General features: G+C 61.1%; 10 protein-coding genes and 1 pseudogene. 5 read left to right on the top strand and 6 right to left on the bottom strand.

What is annotated here, in order from left to right; genetic code table 11:
- Positions 1-10: 10 nt before the first annotated feature.
- Entirely contained in the window at positions 11-2,026 is a 2,016-nt protein-coding gene (uvrB, locus tag LCH65_RS11240; RefSeq protein ID WP_003366641.1) for an excinuclease ABC subunit UvrB, read from the bottom strand.
- A gap of 402 nt (positions 2,027-2,428) precedes the next feature.
- On the opposite strand from uvrB, the gene LCH65_RS11235 reads away from it, so the two are divergent.
- Together LCH65_RS11235 and LCH65_RS11230 are read left to right on the top strand one after the other, a co-directional pair.
- Positions 2,429-3,625, top strand: coding sequence for an amino acid aminotransferase (locus LCH65_RS11235; RefSeq protein WP_003366639.1), 1,197 nt, complete (start codon positions 2,429-2,431; stop codon positions 3,623-3,625).
- 223 nt (positions 3,626-3,848) lie between these two features.
- Positions 3,849-4,160: a hypothetical protein gene (locus LCH65_RS11230; RefSeq protein ID WP_003366637.1), complete on the top strand. Its 312-nt coding sequence runs from the start codon at positions 3,849-3,851 to the stop codon at positions 4,158-4,160.
- Between the two features lie 52 nt (positions 4,161-4,212).
- Here LCH65_RS11230 and LCH65_RS11225 read toward each other — a convergent pair whose 3' ends face one another.
- Positions 4,213-6,546: an acylase gene (locus LCH65_RS11225; protein WP_226439475.1), complete on the bottom strand. Its 2,334-nt coding sequence runs from the start codon at positions 6,544-6,546 to the stop codon at positions 4,213-4,215.
- Between the two features lie 192 nt (positions 6,547-6,738).
- Between LCH65_RS11225 and LCH65_RS11220 the strand changes: the two genes are divergently transcribed.
- From LCH65_RS11220 to LCH65_RS11210, 3 genes are read left to right on the top strand one after another with little or no spacing between them, the layout of a single operon-like run.
- Positions 6,739-7,911: an efflux RND transporter periplasmic adaptor subunit gene (locus LCH65_RS11220; protein WP_226439474.1), complete on the top strand. Its 1,173-nt coding sequence runs from the start codon at positions 6,739-6,741 to the stop codon at positions 7,909-7,911.
- Positions 7,912-9,885 (top strand): MacB family efflux pump subunit, encoded by a 1,974-nt coding sequence (locus LCH65_RS11215; protein ID WP_226439473.1) that lies wholly within the window; start codon positions 7,912-7,914, stop codon positions 9,883-9,885. It begins immediately after the preceding gene.
- A gap of 7 nt (positions 9,886-9,892) precedes the next feature.
- Positions 9,893-11,281: an efflux transporter outer membrane subunit gene (locus LCH65_RS11210; RefSeq protein WP_226439472.1), complete on the top strand. Its 1,389-nt coding sequence runs from the start codon at positions 9,893-9,895 to the stop codon at positions 11,279-11,281.
- 23 nt (positions 11,282-11,304) lie between these two features.
- Here LCH65_RS11210 and LCH65_RS11205 read toward each other — a convergent pair.
- From LCH65_RS11205 to LCH65_RS11190, 4 genes and pseudogenes are all read right to left on the bottom strand, one after another.
- Positions 11,305-12,055 (bottom strand): annotated as a pseudogene (locus LCH65_RS11205) (SDR family oxidoreductase).
- Between the two features lie 80 nt (positions 12,056-12,135).
- Positions 12,136-13,755, bottom strand: coding sequence for a GMC family oxidoreductase N-terminal domain-containing protein (locus LCH65_RS11200; RefSeq protein ID WP_003366627.1), 1,620 nt, complete (start codon positions 13,753-13,755; stop codon positions 12,136-12,138).
- A gap of 237 nt (positions 13,756-13,992) precedes the next feature.
- Positions 13,993-14,943 (bottom strand): AraC family transcriptional regulator, encoded by a 951-nt coding sequence (locus tag LCH65_RS11195; RefSeq protein ID WP_226439471.1) that lies wholly within the window; start codon positions 14,941-14,943, stop codon positions 13,993-13,995.
- Positions 14,944-15,274: 331 nt separating this feature from the next.
- Positions 15,275-16,909, bottom strand: a complete 1,635-nt coding sequence (locus LCH65_RS11190; RefSeq protein ID WP_226439470.1) for a PvdJ/PvdD/PvdP-like protein — start codon at positions 16,907-16,909, stop codon at positions 15,275-15,277.
- Positions 16,910-16,967 lie beyond the last annotated feature (58 nt).

Here is a 16,967-nt window from a genome sequence, read left to right as displayed (position 1 = left end):
GTCCAATGCTTCAAACCGCCAGCAACCGCTCGCGCAGTTTGCCGATTTCGTCGCGCATTTGTGCGGCGGCTTCGAATTCCAGGTCGCGGGCCAGTTGGTACATTTTTTCTTCCAGTTGGCGAATGCGTTTGTTGATCTCGCTCGGCGAGCGCAGTTCGTTTTCGTAGCGGGCGTTTTCTTCGGCGGCTTTGGCCATGCCTTTGCGTTTTTTGCTGCGCGAGCCGGGGACGGTGGCGCCTTCCATGATATCGGCGACGTCCTTGAACACACCTTTGGGGGTGATGCCATGTTCCAGGTTGAACGCCAATTGCTTCTCGCGTCGCCGCTCGGTCTCGCCGATGGCGCGCTCCATCGAGCCGGTAATCCGGTCGGCATACAGAATCGCCCGACCATTGAGGTTACGTGCCGCCCGGCCAATGGTCTGGATCAGCGAACGGTCGGAGCGCAGGAAGCCTTCCTTGTCGGCATCGAGAATTGCCACCAGCGACACTTCCGGCATGTCCAGGCCTTCGCGCAGCAGGTTGATGCCCACCAGCACATCGAACGTCCCCAGGCGCAGGTCGCGGATGATTTCGACACGTTCCACCGTATCGATGTCCGAGTGCAGGTAACGCACGCGCACCCCGTGGTCGCTCAGGTAGTCGGTCAAATCCTCGGACATGCGCTTGGTTAGCGTGGTGACCAGCACCCGCTCTTCCAGCGCGGTGCGCTTGTGGATTTCCGACAGCAGATCATCGACCTGGGTCAGCGCCGGACGAATCTCGATCTGCGGGTCCACCAGGCCGGTCGGACGCACCACCTGCTCGACGATACGCCCGGCGTGCTCGGCCTCGTAGTTACCCGGGGTCGCCGAGACGAAAATGGTCTGCGGGCTGATCGCCTCCCACTCGTCGAAACGCATCGGGCGGTTATCCAGTGCCGATGGCAGACGGAAGCCGTACTCGACCAGGGTTTCCTTACGCGAACGGTCACCTTTGTACATCGCGCCGACCTGCGGCACGCTGACGTGGGACTCGTCGATCACCAGCAAGGCATCCGGTGGCAGGTAATCGAAAAGGGTTGGCGGCGGCGCACCGGAAGGACGGCCCGACAGGTAGCGCGAGTAGTTTTCGATACCGTTGCAGTAGCCCAGCTCCAGCATCATTTCCAGATCGAAACGGGTGCGCTGCTCCAGACGCTGAGCTTCCACCAGTTTGTTCTGGCTGCGCAGGTATTCGAGGCGCTCCTGCAGCTCGACCTTGATCCCTTCCATCGCCTCGATCAGCGTCTCGCGCGGGGTGACGTAGTGGCTTTTCGGGTAGAAGGTGAAGCGCGGCAGCTTGCGAATCACCTCGCCGGTCAGCGGATCGAACGCCGACAGGCTCTCGACCTCGTCATCGAACAGCTCGACCCGGATCGCTTCCAGATCGGATTCGGCCGGGTAGATATCGATCACATCACCGCGCACCCTGAACGTCGCACGGGCAAAGTCCATGTCGTTACGGGTGTACTGCAGGTCGGCGAGGCGGCGCAGCAAGGCACGCTGATCGAGTTTGTCGCCACGATCGATGTGCATGACCATGCGCAGATAGGTTTCCGGACTGCCCAGGCCGTAGATGCACGACACCGTGGTGACGATGATCGCATCCTTGCGCTCCAGCAGCGCCTTGGTCGCGGACAGACGCATCTGTTCAATGTGGTCGTTGATCGAGGCATCCTTCTCGATGAAGGTGTCGGACGACGGCACGTAGGCTTCCGGCTGGTAGTAGTCGTAGTAGGAAACGAAGTACTCCACGGCGTTGTTCGGGAAAAACGCCTTGAATTCGCCATACAACTGCGCCGCCAGGGTCTTGTTCGGTGCCAGCACCAGCGTTGGACGCTTGATCTGGGAAATCACGTTGGCGATGCTGAATGTCTTGCCCGACCCGGTCACCCCGAGCAGGGTCTGGTGCGCGAGCCCGGCGTCGATCCCTTCGACCAGTTGGCGAATGGCCTCGGGCTGATCGCCGGCTGGCTCAAAGCGGGTAACGAGCTGGAACTCGGACATAACTGACCTCTTAAATGGTGCGCGTGTGACGGGGTTCGCGTGAAACCTTCCGCGACCTGACCGCCTCGACGGCACAACTGGAAATATTCGTCGGCGCATAACGGCGCGCAACGACGAAATCATCGCAAACAGCCGTTCCCGCCGGGAAGCAGGCGTGCGATGTTTTGAAGTGATGGCTAATAGATGGAGTCATATATCAGCCTTTCAAGGCACGCACTTAAAGCATTGAGGTTTTAACCGAACGAACGTTCTACAAATATGCGCAAAAACCTGTAAAAAACCCGCCCTGCACTGTCGATCACCGAGGGGATGCTCTCTATACTACGCTCAGTTTGCGCACCGCTTTGGCGCATCGAGCCTCAGCGTGTCCCCTTCCCACTCTTCACCAAGAGCCGCCGCACCATGAGCCTGTTTTCCGCTGTCGAAATGGCACCCCGCGATCCGATCCTGGGTATCAACGAAGCCTTCAACGCCGACACCCGCAGCACCAAGGTCAACCTTGGCGTAGGCGTCTACTGTGATGAAGACGGGCGCATTCCCCTGCTGCGCGCCGTGGCCGAAGCCGAAAAGATCCGCGTGGCCCAGCATGCGCCGCGTGGCTACCTGCCGATCGACGGTATTGCCGCTTACGACCAGGCCGTGCAAAAACTGTTGCTGGGCGCTGATTCGCCGCTGATCGCCTCGGGCCGTGTGCTGACCACCCAATCGGTCGGCGGCACCGGCGCACTGAAGATCGGTGCCGACTTCCTCAAGCAGTTGCTGCCCGATGCCGTCGTCGCCATCAGCGACCCGAGCTGGGAAAACCACCGCGCGCTGTTCGAAACCGCAGGCTTTGCGGTGCAGAACTACCGCTACTACGACGCTGCCACCCACGACGTGAACCGTGCCGGCATGCTCGAAGACCTGCACAACCTGCCGAACAACTCGGTAGTCGTGCTGCACGCCTGCTGCCACAACCCGACCGGTGTCGACCTGAGCCTGGATGACTGGAAAAAAGTGCTGGAAGTGGTCAAGGCCAAGGGCCACGTACCGTTTCTGGACATGGCCTATCAAGGCTTCGGTCAGGGCATTCAGGAAGATGCCCTGGCAGTGCGCCTGTTCGCCGAGTCGGGCCTGACCTTCTTCGCCTCGAGCTCGTTCTCCAAATCACTGTCGCTGTATGGCGAACGCGTCGGCGCGCTGTCGATCATTACCGAATCGAAGGAAGAAACCACTCGCGTCCTGTCCCAGGTCAAGCGCGTGATCCGCACCAACTATTCCAACCCGCCGACCCACGGTGCGATCATCTCCGCTGCGGTGCTTAACGACCCTGCGTTGCGTGCAATGTGGGAAGAGGAACTGGGCGAAATGCGTCTGCGCATCCAGGGCATGCGCAAGGCGATGGTCGAGCGCCTGGCTGACAACCCGGCCGGTCAGGACTTCAGCTTCGTCGCGCGCCAGTGCGGCATGTTCTCCTACTCCGGTCTGACCGCCGAACAGGCCCAGCGCCTGCGCAGCGAGTTCGGTATCTACGCGCTGGACACCGGGCGTATCTGCGTGGCCGCGCTGAATCAGAAGAACATCGACGTGGTGTGTGACGCGATCAAAAAAGTGCTCTGACTGCGCTGAAGCGCACTGGTAGAAGCGAACCTGTTCGCGAAGGCTGTTCTCCGGTCGATGCATCTCATGCAACGTACGGGCCTTTCGCGAACAGCGCTTATCCAATAGCCTTGCACGCAGCACTTCCCACTGCATCACCATTCGGCAACTGAATCGAACGATCCCCATTGCTACCCCTCGAAACTGTGTCAGAACATTTTCTGAAACCGATATCGAGGTACTCATGTCTATCGAACCGCAACGTCAGAAAGAACCGACGCCAAATCAGGACGCACCTGCCAGCCCGGGCCCGGACCGCAACGATCCGGCAATCGAGCCGCAAGTCGGGGACGTAAAACCCGAGACTGAAAAGGGCAATGGCCAGAGCCAGGGCCAGACGCCTTCCCCAAGTCAGTCACAGACTCAGTCGCAGGGCCAGTCAACCAGCGACAGCGCCTACGTGCCTGACCATGAGCCGGAAGAAAAAACCGAGGATTTACGCAATCATCAGCCCACCACTGGCGTTGACGCCGATATCGACACACCGGGCGGCTGATTACCGATAAGCGCATTTGGGCCGCATGGCCCAAACGCTTTTCTTGCCTCTTTCAGCGATCAGGCTCCTCGCTTATCACCTGCACCTCATACGCAGGATCAGCCTTGATCTGCTGTTCAGTGAACGGCAACGCCTGCCATTGTTTTTTTGAAAATGCTTCAGTCTGGTCGCTTGAATGGGCTGACTGTGGATTGCTCGACTCAGAGAACGCCAGTAAACCCTGCGCCCTTGGGCCGTGCTCGTCGAACGTCACCACCTGCAGGTAGCTGGTGCCACTGACCACCTCGCGCTTGCCGTCCTTGCCTGCCACGGTCTGCATGGCGTTGTAGATGCCAAGCCCGGCCGGACCACCGTGAATCGGGATCTGCTTGCCGCTGATGCTGGACACCTGAATGTCGCCCCATTGACTGCTTGCCGAGAGGCCTGCCTTGGCCACTTCATCCACTGCGGCCCGCATGGCGGCGCGCAATGCAGTGGCGACCTGCGGGTTCTCAATCGCCAGCCCGCCCGGCGTGTGAACCGGGTCCCGCGGGTCGAACGCAACACGCCAGCGCGAGGCAACAGCCTGCATGGACGTCACGATTCTCTGGAAGTACACGAACCCGATGCCACTGTTCAGGTCAGCGCGCCCGTCCCAGGCTTTCAGTGCGGTACACAGCGGCGTCAGCCGCGCAGCATCATCACCCAGATCCGAGGCACAGAACCTGAGCAGATCCGGCAGCACTTGCCTGGCCTGATAGACCTCGTTGTCCATGACCATCGCTTGCAGGTTCTCAACGCTGATCTTGCCCGCCTTCTTCAGGCTGCCCAGCCGATCCAGCGCAAAACGTGCTCGCTGCCCCAGCGGCTGGCTGTCCTCGCTGATCAGCGGCGAAAAGTCCTTCAACGGCGCAGCCGGATTGACCATCCAGGCCGAGTCGTTGGAGTGCTGCACGAAGTCGGTCCGCAATAACTGCGGCTGACGGGAAGAGGGATAGATACCGGCCTGTGCCGCCTCTGCGGAAACCTCCCAGTTGCATTCACTGCGCGAGCCGTCGAGCACGATCAGTTCCGTGCCGATGCGCGGATCACTGCATCGGGCAAGCCTGACGGCGTCGACGTTTGGCACCACCGAGAGGTTCATGTACAGCGCCTGCCCCCGCGCATCGACTGCCAGGGTGTTGACCCACGGGATGCCCTGGATCTTGCGCACCGAATCCTGAAACGCCTTGAGGCTGTCAGCCTTGTCCATTGCATACCACTGCTGCAACACACGGTCGTTTTGCAGATTGGCATCACGCAGGCTGAAGGCAAACTTTTCGTCCCAGTCCAACTTGCCCGGCCACTGCACCACCGGACCGAACCTGGACGAATAGACAATGCGTGGCACCGACTTCAGGCTGCCATCGGCTTGCTTCACGTCGACACTCACCTGCTGCTTGTCCATGGCAACCGATTTGCCATCCAGCAGGTAACGGGTGGAATCCTTCGGGTCGAGCTGCAGGCGATGCAGCGTGAAGTGTTTCGACGTGTCGACGGTATGGCTCCAGGCCAGATGCTGATTGAAGCCGATATTGATCAGCGGCAGGCCCGGCAAGGCTGCGCCCATCACGTCGAGCTTGCCGGGAATGGTCAGGTGCATTTGATAGAAGCGCAGGCCGCCAGCCCATGGAAAATGCGGATTGGCCAGCAGCATGCCGCGCCCGTTGGCCGATAGCTCGCGCCCTATTGCCACGGCATTGCTGCCGCGCTCCAGAGCAAACCGCTGGTTGCGCGCAGCAGCCAGTTGCAGCGCCTGAACCTGCTGAGCATTTACCTGCAGTGGCTTTTGCAGCGCAGGCGGCGTAGCACCGGCCAGCGCTTCGGCGAACTGCCCCACGCCCCCCTCTACCAGCAGGCGACGGGTCAAGCGCACCAGATCATCGGTACTGATCGGCCGAACCCACTCGGCCGCACAGGGCTGCGGCAGGCCCTTGGCCTTCTGCTCATCGAGCGAGCGGTTGTAACCGGCGACATAGCCCTGCATCAACTGGCGAATCTCCAGCGGCTGCGCATTCCAGAAATCCGCCAGTGCCTGCGGCGTATTGAGCCACTGGAACAACAGGTCGCTGGCCATATTGTTGCGCTGCTCAAGGGTCGCCTTATCGGGGCCAAAATAGCGCGAGCGCTGGCCGTTGACGGTGACGATCTCATTGGCCAGCAGGCACAGGTTGTCCTGCGCATAGGCATAACCGATGCCGTAACCCAGACCGCGCTCATTGGCGGCAACGATATGCGGCACGCCAAAACCGGTCCGCCGGATCTCGGCACTGGCCGCCTGTTTTCCAGGCTCAACCAAGGCTTGCGCAGGGAAAATCACAGCGAACGAAAGACCTGCAAACACAAAACCGCACAGGGGTCTGGACATAATCACGCTGACTCCAACTCGACAAGACGACCCGAATTAGCCGCTCCCGTTAAACGAAGCACGGACGCTGATGTTTAGCCGAAGCGGGTAACCCGTGATCAACGCTAAATTCCTGCTGGCATGCCTCGTTTAAAGGGCAGCTCTCGTGGCCGTCGTTCACCGACCGACTGATCTCCCAGCGCAGGAATCTGCATGAAACGCTCTCGACATCCTCGCAGCGCCCTCCTGGTGGCGCTGTGCCTGTTCCCGGTCATTGCCGTATGCGCCTGGCAGATCCTGCCCGACGGCAAAAGCAGCGCCGCGACCGTGACGGTGACCCGCGGCACGATCGAAAACAGCGTCACGGCGCTCGGTACCCTGCAGCCGCGCAGTTACGTGGATGTGGGCTCGCAGGCCAGCGGGCAGATCATGAAAATCCATGCCCAGGTCGGCGATCAGGTCAAGGAAGGCGACTTGCTGGTCGAAATCGACCCTTCGACGCAAAAGGCCAGACTCGACGCCGCACGCTACGCCATCGATAACCTCAAGGCGCAATTGCAGGAGCAGCGTGCGCTGCACGAACTTGCAGAACAGAAGCAGCAGCGCCAGAAGCGCCTCGCCGCAGGCGGCGCCACACGGGCCGAGGACGTTCAGGCTGCGGAATCGGAATTTCGCGCCACCCAGGCACGGGTCGACATGTTCAAGGCGCAGATTCTCGAAGCTCAGGCCGCGCTGCGCAGCGACGAAGCAGCGCTGGGCTACACCCGTATTTTCGCGCCCATGAGCGGCACAGTGGTCGCCCTCGATGCACGTGAAGGCCAGACGCTGAACGCGCAACAACAGACCCCGCTGATTCTGCGCATCGCCCGCTTGTCACCGATGACGGTCTGGGCCGAGGTCTCGGAAGCCGATATCGGCCATGTCAAACCCGGCATGACTGCCTATTTCACCACCTTGAGCGGCGGCAACCGGCGCTGGAGCAGCACCGTGCGGCAGATCCTGCCGGTGCCGCCCAGGCCGCTGGATCAAGCCAATCAGGGCGGCGGCAGCCCGAGCAGTTCGCGCAAGAACGGCGGTGGCCGTGTGGTGCTGTACACCGTGCTGCTGGACGTGGATAACAGCGATCAGGCGCTGATGGCAGAAATGACCGCACAGATATTCTTCGTCGCCGAAAAAGCCGAGAACACCCTCACCGCGCCACTCGCGGCGTTGCGAAACGGGGCGCAGGCCGATCGGCAGACCGCCTTGGTGCTATCTGCCAATGGTGAGGTGCAGAACCGTGAGGTGCGCACCGGCATCAGCGACCGCCTGCGCGTGCAGGTACTCGACGGGCTGAATGAAGGTGAGCGCCTGCTGGTGCCCGCCTCTGTCGGCAGCGGAGGCTGAATGCGCACGCCGCTGATCGACCTGCGAGGCATCCGTAAATCCTACGGCGGAGGCGACAGCCCACGGGTCAACGTGCTGCGCGGCATCGATCTGTCGATTCATGCCGGTGAGTTTGTGGCGATTGTCGGCGCTTCCGGGTCCGGCAAGTCGACGCTGATGAACATCCTCGGCTGCCTGGACCGCCCGACCTCGGGCGAATACCTGTTCGCCGGGGAAAACGTCGCCGAACTGGGCAGCGACGAGCTCGCCTGGCTGCGCCGTGAAGCGTTCGGGTTCGTGTTTCAGGGCTATCACCTGATTCCGTCCGGCTCGGCACAGGAAAACGTCGAGATGCCGGCAATCTACGCCGGGACGCCCGCCGCAGAGCGTCATGCGCGGGCCGCCGCCCTGCTTGACCGACTGGGCCTGGCGTCGCGCACCGGCAATCGACCGCATCAGTTGTCCGGCGGCCAGCAGCAACGGGTTTCCATCGCCCGCGCCTTGATGAATGGCGGGCACATCATCCTCGCCGACGAGCCCACCGGTGCGCTGGACAGCCACAGTGGCGCGGAGGTGATGACCCTTCTGGACGAACTGGCCAGCCAGGGCCATGTGGTGATCCTCATCACCCATGACCGGGAAGTGGCGGCGCGCGCCAAACGAGTCATCGAGATCAGCGATGGGCTGGTGATCAGTGATACGGCTCGAGATGCTTCTGACGTGCAGCGCTCAGTCAATCCGGGCACGCTGCAGGCGGTCGACCTGCGCAAGCGCCTGAGCGAGGGCAGCGGCAGCCACGGCGCCTGGCAAGGCGAGCTGCTCGAGGCGGTTCAGGCGGCGTGGCGCGTCATGTGGATCAATCGCTTCCGAACCGCGCTGACCCTGCTGGGCATCGTCATCGGCGTGGCGTCGGTGGTGGTGATGCTGGCCGTCGGCGAAGGCAGCAAGCGTCAGGTCATGGCGCAGATGTCCTCGTTCGGTTCCAATATCATTTACCTCAACGGCAAGGCGCCCAATCCGCGCGCGCCCAAAGGCGTCATCACCCTGGAGGAAGTCGCCGCGCTGGGCCAGTTGCCCGAGGTGAAAATGATCATGCCGGTCAACGGCGGCCAGGCCGGGGTGCGCTACGGCAACGTCGATCACTCCAGTTACGTCGGCGGCAATGACACGCACTTTCCGGCGATCTTCAACTGGCCGGTGGTGGAAGGCAGTTATTTCAGCGAAGCGGATGAACAGAACGCAGCCGCCGTCGCAGTGATTGGCTACAAGGTTCGCCAGAAACTGTTCGGCGAGCATAGCGACCCTGTCGGCCAGTACATCCTGATCGAAAACGTGCCTTTTCAGGTGGTCGGCGTGCTGCAGGAAAAAGGCGCCACGTCCGGCGATCTGGACAGCGACAATCGCATCGCCATCCCCTACTCGTCGGCCAGTATCCGCCTGTTCGGCACGCAGGACCCCGAGTACATCACCATCGCCACCCGTGACGCCAACAACGTCAAACAGGCCGAAACAGCGATCCGCGACCTGCTGCAACAACTGCATCACGGCAAACAGGATTACGAACTGACCAACAACGCCGCGATGATCCAGGCCGAAGCACGCACCCAGAACACCCTGTCGCTGATGCTCGGCTCGATTGCCGCCATTTCGTTGCTGGTCGGTGGTATCGGCGTGATGAACATCATGCTGATGACAGTGCGCGAACGCACCCGTGAAATCGGCATCCGCATGGCCACCGGTGCGCGACAGAGCGACATCCTGCGGCAGTTTCTCACCGAGGCTGTGATGCTTTCCGTGGTCGGCGGGCTGGCCGGTATCGTGCTGGCGCTGGGCATGGGCGCAGCGCTGTTGCTGAGTAAGGTGGCCGTTGCGTTCACCCTGCCGGCTGTGGCCGGGGCGTTTGCCTGCGCCCTGATTACCGGCGTGATCTTCGGCTTCATGCCGGCCCGCAAAGCTGCCCGCCTCGACCCGGTCGCGGCCCTCACCAGTGAATGATCGATCAATGAAGCCTAGCCTTTGCGTTTTGACTGCCTGCCTGTTGCTGAGCGCCTGCCAGACGCCTGCTCCGCCGCCGGACAGCGGCATCCAGCCACCGGCAAGCTGGGCGTTTGCCGCAAACGCCGCCGCACAGCGCAGTGATATCCGTTGGTGGCAGCAGTTCGGCAGCCCACAGCTGAATCGTCTGATCGAACAGGCCAGCCTTGATAGCCATGAAGTCGCTGCAGCGATGGCACGGGTTCGTCAGGCACAGGCAAGCGCCATTATCGGCGGCGCGCCCTTGCTCCCGGAACTGGCCTTTGACCTGCGCGGCGAACGTAACCGGTTCCTGCGCAACAGCGACCGCAAGGCCAACCCTTCCGACGACAACAACACCAACAACTTCACCAGCGACCTGACCGCCAGCTATGAGGTGGATTTCTGGGGAGGTATCGCAGCGGGACGCGACAGCGCACTCCAAGGGCTGCGCGCCAGCCAGTTCGATCAGGCGACCGTGGAGCTGACCCTGCTGGCCAACGTCGCCGATCGCTATGCGCAAACCCTGGCGGCGCGCGAGCAAGGGCGGATTGCCGAACTGAATCTGGCCAACGCCCAAGACGTACTGCGCCTGGTGCAAACCCGCTATGAATCGGGCTCAGCTACCGCCCTCGAGCTGGCGCAGCAAAAAAATCTGGTTGCGGCCCAGCAGCGTGAACTGCCCCGCGTTCAGCAACTGGCCAACGAGCAGTTGATCACCCTGGCAGCCTTGCTCGGTCAGCCGGTGCAGAATCTGCACCTCGCGGATCAGCCCTTCGACACCCTGAACTGGCCGGACATCGGCCCCGGCCTGCCCAGCGAACTGCTGACCCGCCGCCCTGATCTGGCCAAGGCCGAGGCTGACCTGGCGGCGGCACAGGCCAATGTCACCGTCGCCCGCGCCGCCATGCTGCCAAAACTGACCCTGAGCGCCCGGCTCGGCACCGAAAACACCCGCGCCGAAGACTGGCTGCGCGCACCGTTCAGCAGCCTCGCTGCCGGGCTGATCGGACCGATCTTCAACAATGGCCGTCTGGCTGCCGAGCGTGACAAGGCCACAGCGCGTCAGGAAGAACTACTGGAAACCTATCGCGGCGCGATCATCGACAGCTTCGCCGACGTGGAAAAAGCCCTGAACAGCATTCGCGGCCTGGATCAACAGCGCTACTGGCACGAAGAAGAACTCAAACAGGCGCAAACCGCCTTCCGCATCGCCCAGAGCCGCTACCAGGAAGGCGCCGAGGACCTGCTCGCCGTACTGGAAACCCAACGCACCCTTTACCAGGCACAGGACGTAAGCGTGCAGTTGCGGCTGGCACGGGTGCAGGCGAGCATCGCGCTGTACAAAGCGCTGGGCGGTGGCTGGCAGGTGCGCTGAGCGGGCTTCAGGCCCGCTATTCCTCAAACTTGCGCTTTGCCCCCGTCTACACACATCTCGATACCCGCAATGAAACTGCTGTCGTCGCAGGCAAGAAACAGCGCGGCCGCGGCCACTTCCTCAGGGCGGCCAAGACGGCCCAGTGGAATACCTCTGATCAGCGCTGCTTTCATTTGAGCGACGTGCTCTTGCGCAAGCCCTTCCAGGCCCATGATCGGCGTGTCGATCGGGCCCGGGCTCAGTGTATTGACGCGAATACCTCGACTTTGCAGCTCGGCTGTCCAGGTTCGGGCAAACGAGCGTATGGCTGCCTTTGTAGCGCTGTAAGTGCTGCAGCCCGAAACGCCCCTGTTGGCGGCAATGGACGAATTCAAGATGATCGAGCCGCCGTCGTGCATCAACACCAGTGCCTTTTGCACGCTGAACAACAGGCCTTTGACGTTGGTATCAAAAAACCTTGTCGTAGTGCGCCGCATCGACGCCATCGATGGATTGCATTTCCATAATGCCGGCGTTGGCGAAGAGCACGTCAATGCAGCCTTTCTCGCGCCTGACCACTGCGTAGAGTCGGTCCAGATCGTCAAGACTGGACACATAGCCTTGTACGGCTGTCACGTTACGACCTATACGTGCAACGGACTCGTCCAGCTCGGGCTGACGTCTACCCGTGATAAACACATAGTCGCCCTCTTCCACAAAACGCTGGGCGGTCGCAAGACCGATGCCGCTGCTGCCGCCGGTAATCATCGCAATTTTGCCTTGAAGCCTGCTCATGATGATGCTCTCGAAAAGGTGAAAGTCAGCGAGTACCCACCGGGCACTCGCTGCATGATCTACGGCATGGATCAAATTATTCAGGACTTGCCAGTGAGCAGACTGCCCAAGCGCTCCCCGATGATCACGCACGGGGCCATGGTGTTGCCGGTGGTTACTCGCGGCATGATCGAGGCGTCCGCGACCCTCAGATTGTCGATGCCATAGACGCGCAATTGCGCGTCCACCACCGATAACTCATCAATACCCATTCTGGCCGTACCGGACTGGTGCCAGACGGTCGATGCGGTGTTGCGCACGAACGACTCCAGATCCTTGCGGTTCATCTTTCCGGGCATCACCTCACGGCGTACAAACGGGCGCAGGGTCGAGCTGTTGCCGATCTCTCGGCAAAATTCGACTGCACGCACCAGCGCCTGCAGATCTTCGGGTTCGGCAAGCGCACCGCTGTCGATTCTCAGTGCGTCCCGGTGCCCGCCGCCAGACAACGTGATCGAGCCACGGCTTTTGGGCCGTACCAGCCCCGGCAACAAAGACCATGCGCTGGCCGGAGGGTTGAACGTCGCCTGCGCTTCAAACGAGGCAATGGGCATTTCAGCGAGAAAGGTCTGGATGTCGGGTACATCGAGCGCCGGATCACTCTTCCAGAAGAACGTCGATTCCCCGGCGTTGTTGCGCGCCGCATGAGCCTGTTCGTATTCCCAGATGCACCCCGAGACCATGATGTGGTCCTGATAATTCTGGCCGACACCCGGCAGATTCTCTAGCGGAGCGATACCATGCCGAACCAGTTGCTGCGCATCGCCGATTCCGGACAGCATCAACACCTTGGGTGTGTTGATGGCACCCAGTGACAGCACGACTTCCTCTCGTGCTCTGAAACTCATGATCCTGCCTTCATGAATGACCTCGACCCCGACCGCTCGCTTGCCTTCCAGCAACACGCGCAATACATGGGTGTGGGCCAGGACCGTCAGGTTGGGCTGCGCCATCAGCGGGTACACATAACTGCGAAAAATCGAACGGCGACGACCGTTTTCCAGACACATATTGACCAGTGCCGCGCCACCCGCGCCCTCCATCATCGCGCCGTTCTGGTCATCGAAAACAGGCATTCCGAGCTCCGCCACCGCTCCCAGCATGGCTGGTGCAATCGGGTTGGGATCAGGCGCAGGCTGCACGAAGACCAGACCGCCCGTGCCTCTGCGCAGTGCGTCTGGCGTACCCTGCCAGTTCTCGATACGTCGATAGGTGGCGAGTGTCGATTGATAATTCCAGGCCGGATCACCTGATTCGCTGGCAAAGTGGTCCCAGTCACTGCTGTGCCCGCGCGCCCAGACCATCACGTTGATCGAGGATCCACCGCCCAGCACCTTGCCCATCGACAAGGGAATGGCCCGGTTATTGAGGTGCGGGTTGGGTTGTGCCTGAAACTGCCAGTCGCGCTCGCTGCCCAGGTTGGTGAACCAGATACTGGCATCGGTAACACTGGGCACATCATCGGTGCCGCCTGCCTCCAGGAGCAGAACACTGACGTCGGGATTCTCTGCCAGACGCCGCGCAACGACCGACCCGGAGGTGCCGGAGCCACACACGATGTAATCGTAAGCGCCCTTCAGACTGGCTTTCAGTCGCCGCTGATTGTCTTCAACACGACGTGCAAAGTCTGCAGTGTCGGTTGCGCCGGTATAACTTTCCATAAGAGTGCCTTTGTAAAACTTCCATGAATTGACGGCGCAAAACTGCCGGGGCCAATCGCGAAAGATGAATAACGGTGGGCTGTGACCGATGCGTCAGCGCAGCAGCCATTGAGATGAATCAGTCACTGAATGACAGGATCGATTCTAGGGCGCAGACGGCGTATCACCGTTACCTGCAAGGCGCGTGAGGGATGTCCACAAGGCGCTTTCAACTGATAAGGCGAGAGCAGAAGTTGCTCAGTTGAAAATAGCCCGGACATGCGAGGGGCAAATACCGAACTGTGCCCGGTAGGCGCGACTGAAATGCGCTGCCGTGGTGAAACCGCACTGCCAGGCAACGTCCTGAACACTTGGCCGAAGCGTGCGGGTCGAACTGAGCAATTGCTGTGCGTGTTGCAGGCGGATATTCCAGACATCACGCATCACCGTCGTCTCCTGACTCCGGAACAAGCGTTGCAAGTGCTTGACTGAAACATGCACGGCACCGGCAATGGCCGCGCAGTCGAGTTCGGTGTCACTCAAACGCGTGTAAATGTAACGTCTGGCGCGCAACAGCACGACATCAGTGCTGCGCGAAACTGCCTTGTCGCCGTGGCCGCCCAGCATGGCGTCAATCAGCTCCAGCAATTGTCTGCCCATCAACTCGCGTATGACCAAGCCAGGGGCCGCCTGTTGCTGCGCGATGCAGTGGATCAGGTCACGGGCTGCGCGTATGTCTGCCGACTCCATGTCGGCAACCATCAGCCCCGGCAACGAATGCCTCAGGCCCCGATCGCGCAAACTGGACTTGGGAATGCGCAATACGGTCATTTGCCCATGCTGGGTAAACGACTCCTGAAAGGATTGCCCGGGATCGATGAAGAACATGCTGCCAGCCATGAAGCGATGTTGCTTTCCGGCTTCGTCGATATCGACATACCCACCGGTCATAAGCTTCAGATAAAGCCATTCCCCCTGCCAGCAATCCTGTTCTTCTCCAACCGGGATCAATACCAGAGATTTCAGATCAGCCTGCGTGACACCAATAGCCCCCAGGCTCCAGCTTTGCGCTGTGGAGTTGCCTGACAGGGTTTTATCGAACTCACAGTAAAGCCCGTGATGCTTCAGCATGACCTCAGACCAGTTGCCACCGGCATCGGGGCCCAGATCAAAGTGAATGTTGTTCGCGTCAAAAATTCCGGGTGTCATGAAAGGTGTTCTCGAGGGCGCAAGCAAGGAAGGGATGAGAAACGGCCGAACATCCAGACAGCTTGCGACCTGGCGCCACCCTACGCCTTTTGTTCGAGAATCAGGGGGGCATTCATGAAATATCCGACAGAGCGGAGTGCGTCAGGCTCTGTACGAAAAGTCGGCGAGCGAAGGTCAGGCAAGGCAAAAACAGGCGAGGAACGGCCGGGGTCGCGTTCGACTCTACGTGTTGTAAATGAGCATTCCGATTGGACTCGCATCCGAGCCTGTTTTTAACGCAGCATCACCGAGCGCAGCCACTTTTCGTACAGAGCCTAGGAGCCAGCGCTGCTCAAAACCACCTCTCCGGCAGCAGATTCCGTGCATACCAGGGCCGGCGCGGCACGCGACGTAGCAGGTTGCTCAGTTTGTCATCGGCCGCGAACGTGATGCGCAGCGCCAGCTTCATGACTTCCGGGTCCATTTCCATGGTCGTGCCTGCAGTCTGGCCGGGCACTGTGCTGCAACCGTGCGTTTCAGGCCCCAGCCACGGGTCGCTGACATTCACCCAGCGGCCTGGCGCAAACCACGGCACGCCGTTGACTTGCAGGCGCTTCACTTCGCCCGGATGAAAGCGCTCGTGGGCGCGGAACCAGTCCTCAATGCGGTCGTCAATCCAGCCATGGAACATCCAGAACACCGGGTTCACGTGCGATGAAAACGGGTCGGCAAGAAAGTCGTTTTCCGGCTCGAACCAGCGCTCGGCAAAATCATCCGATCGACGTGCCATCGGCACCGGCTGCCCGTTGGCCGGGTCGCGGGCCACCGAGGCCCAGCGCATGTGCAGCCAGTCGTGCAGTTCCAGTTCGACCTGCGAACCAAACTGGCCCAGGGTCAGCTTCGACAAAAAGCGCGGATCGCGATACTGCGATTCCCAGACCTGAAAATGCGTATGAAACGTCTCGTGGCTTTTGATATCGCTGACCAGCTGTGTGTATTCCTCGTCACCATGCGCCAGCCAGTTGGGCGGTAGCGAACAGCCGTCGTGATTGTCGAAATAGCGGGCAAAGCCCAGGCGGTCGCGTTCCAGCTCAGGCTGCGGCAGCGGAAAACGTGGCCAGGACGGCAAGTCCTGAATCCTGCGTGCCTGGATCAGCATGTGCCGGTGCATATAAAAGAAGTCTTCACCCGAGCCGTTGCGGTCCTTGTGCGGGCCACGCGCATCGCGCTCATGGTCACGCGGTCCCGGCTGCCAGCCGATGCCGCGCAGGGCGTTACGCTTGTCTTCGGGCAATTTGTGCCACTTGTCTCGCGAGGCATGCCAGAGCTGATGGAACAGACGATGCTCCCTGGAAACCAGCCAGGCCAGAAACGGCGGACTCAGGCCCACCCTTTCCCGCGCTTCTGGAAACACCTGTTTGATCGCGATCAGACGGTTTTCCAGTTCCGGGAGGGCCAGCGGTCGGTCAAGACGTTCGATACGCCCGCTCAGGGTGCCGCTGCCGGCGTTACCGAACGCGCCCCAGACTTCATCGAGGGTCAGGCTGAATTCGTAATCCGGGTTGTCGCTGTGCGGATCATTGCCGGCATGGCCGTCCATGACCCGCAGGTAGAGTCTTGCGGCATTGGCCGGTTGCAGATGGCCAATCACCCGAAAGCGCGGCAGCGCATCGCCGCGCAATTGCCCGGCCGTGTCGATATAGCCGCGCAGGCCGCGACCACGCGGGGCGATGTCGAGAAACATTTCCAGGCCTTCGAGCGGCGCACCGCTCAGTCCGGCATCACGCCCTTCGAAGCGCAGAGTCCACACACCGCGCAGCTTGTCGGCCAGGCGCTGGGTGGCGGTATCGGCAGGCCCCGCCGTCGCTTCGCCCGGCGTTTCCGGCATATCGACCCGGGTGAGTTCCCGATGCGCGTAATACGCTGCCGGAACTGCCGCACCGGTCAGCGCCAGACCCGCTATGAACCCTCGTCGAGAAATCGTCATTACCCTACCTGTTCCAGCCCCGAGACAGCCGTTATCCAAGCTAGAACGTAAACCCGGC

This window comes from Pseudomonas sp. MWU16-30316 (assembly GCF_020515645.1).
Taxonomy (GTDB): Bacteria; Pseudomonadota; Gammaproteobacteria; order Pseudomonadales; family Pseudomonadaceae; genus Aquipseudomonas; species Aquipseudomonas cerasi.
Note: the sequence above shows the minus strand (reverse complement) of the source record. Positions and strands in the feature narration are given on the sequence as shown.

Excerpts from the sequence above, each read along its gene's own strand:
- uvrB (WP_003366641.1), bottom strand. The coding sequence starts at position 2,026 with ATGTCCGAGTTCCAGCTCGTTACCCGCTTTGAGCCAGCCGGCGATCAG.
- LCH65_RS11235 (WP_003366639.1), top strand. The coding sequence starts at position 2,429 with ATGAGCCTGTTTTCCGCTGTCGAAATGGCACCCCGCGATCCGATCCTG.
- LCH65_RS11230 (WP_003366637.1), top strand. The coding sequence starts at position 3,849 with ATGTCTATCGAACCGCAACGTCAGAAAGAACCGACGCCAAATCAGGAC.
- LCH65_RS11225 (WP_226439475.1), bottom strand. The coding sequence starts at position 6,546 with ATGTCCAGACCCCTGTGCGGTTTTGTGTTTGCAGGTCTTTCGTTCGCT.
- LCH65_RS11220 (WP_226439474.1), top strand. The coding sequence starts at position 6,739 with ATGAAACGCTCTCGACATCCTCGCAGCGCCCTCCTGGTGGCGCTGTGC.
- LCH65_RS11215 (WP_226439473.1), top strand. The coding sequence starts at position 7,912 with ATGCGCACGCCGCTGATCGACCTGCGAGGCATCCGTAAATCCTACGGC.
- LCH65_RS11210 (WP_226439472.1), top strand. The coding sequence starts at position 9,893 with ATGAAGCCTAGCCTTTGCGTTTTGACTGCCTGCCTGTTGCTGAGCGCC.
- LCH65_RS11200 (WP_003366627.1), bottom strand. The coding sequence starts at position 13,755 with ATGGAAAGTTATACCGGCGCAACCGACACTGCAGACTTTGCACGTCGT.
- LCH65_RS11195 (WP_226439471.1), bottom strand. The coding sequence starts at position 14,943 with ATGACACCCGGAATTTTTGACGCGAACAACATTCACTTTGATCTGGGC.
- LCH65_RS11190 (WP_226439470.1), bottom strand. The coding sequence starts at position 16,909 with ATGACGATTTCTCGACGAGGGTTCATAGCGGGTCTGGCGCTGACCGGT.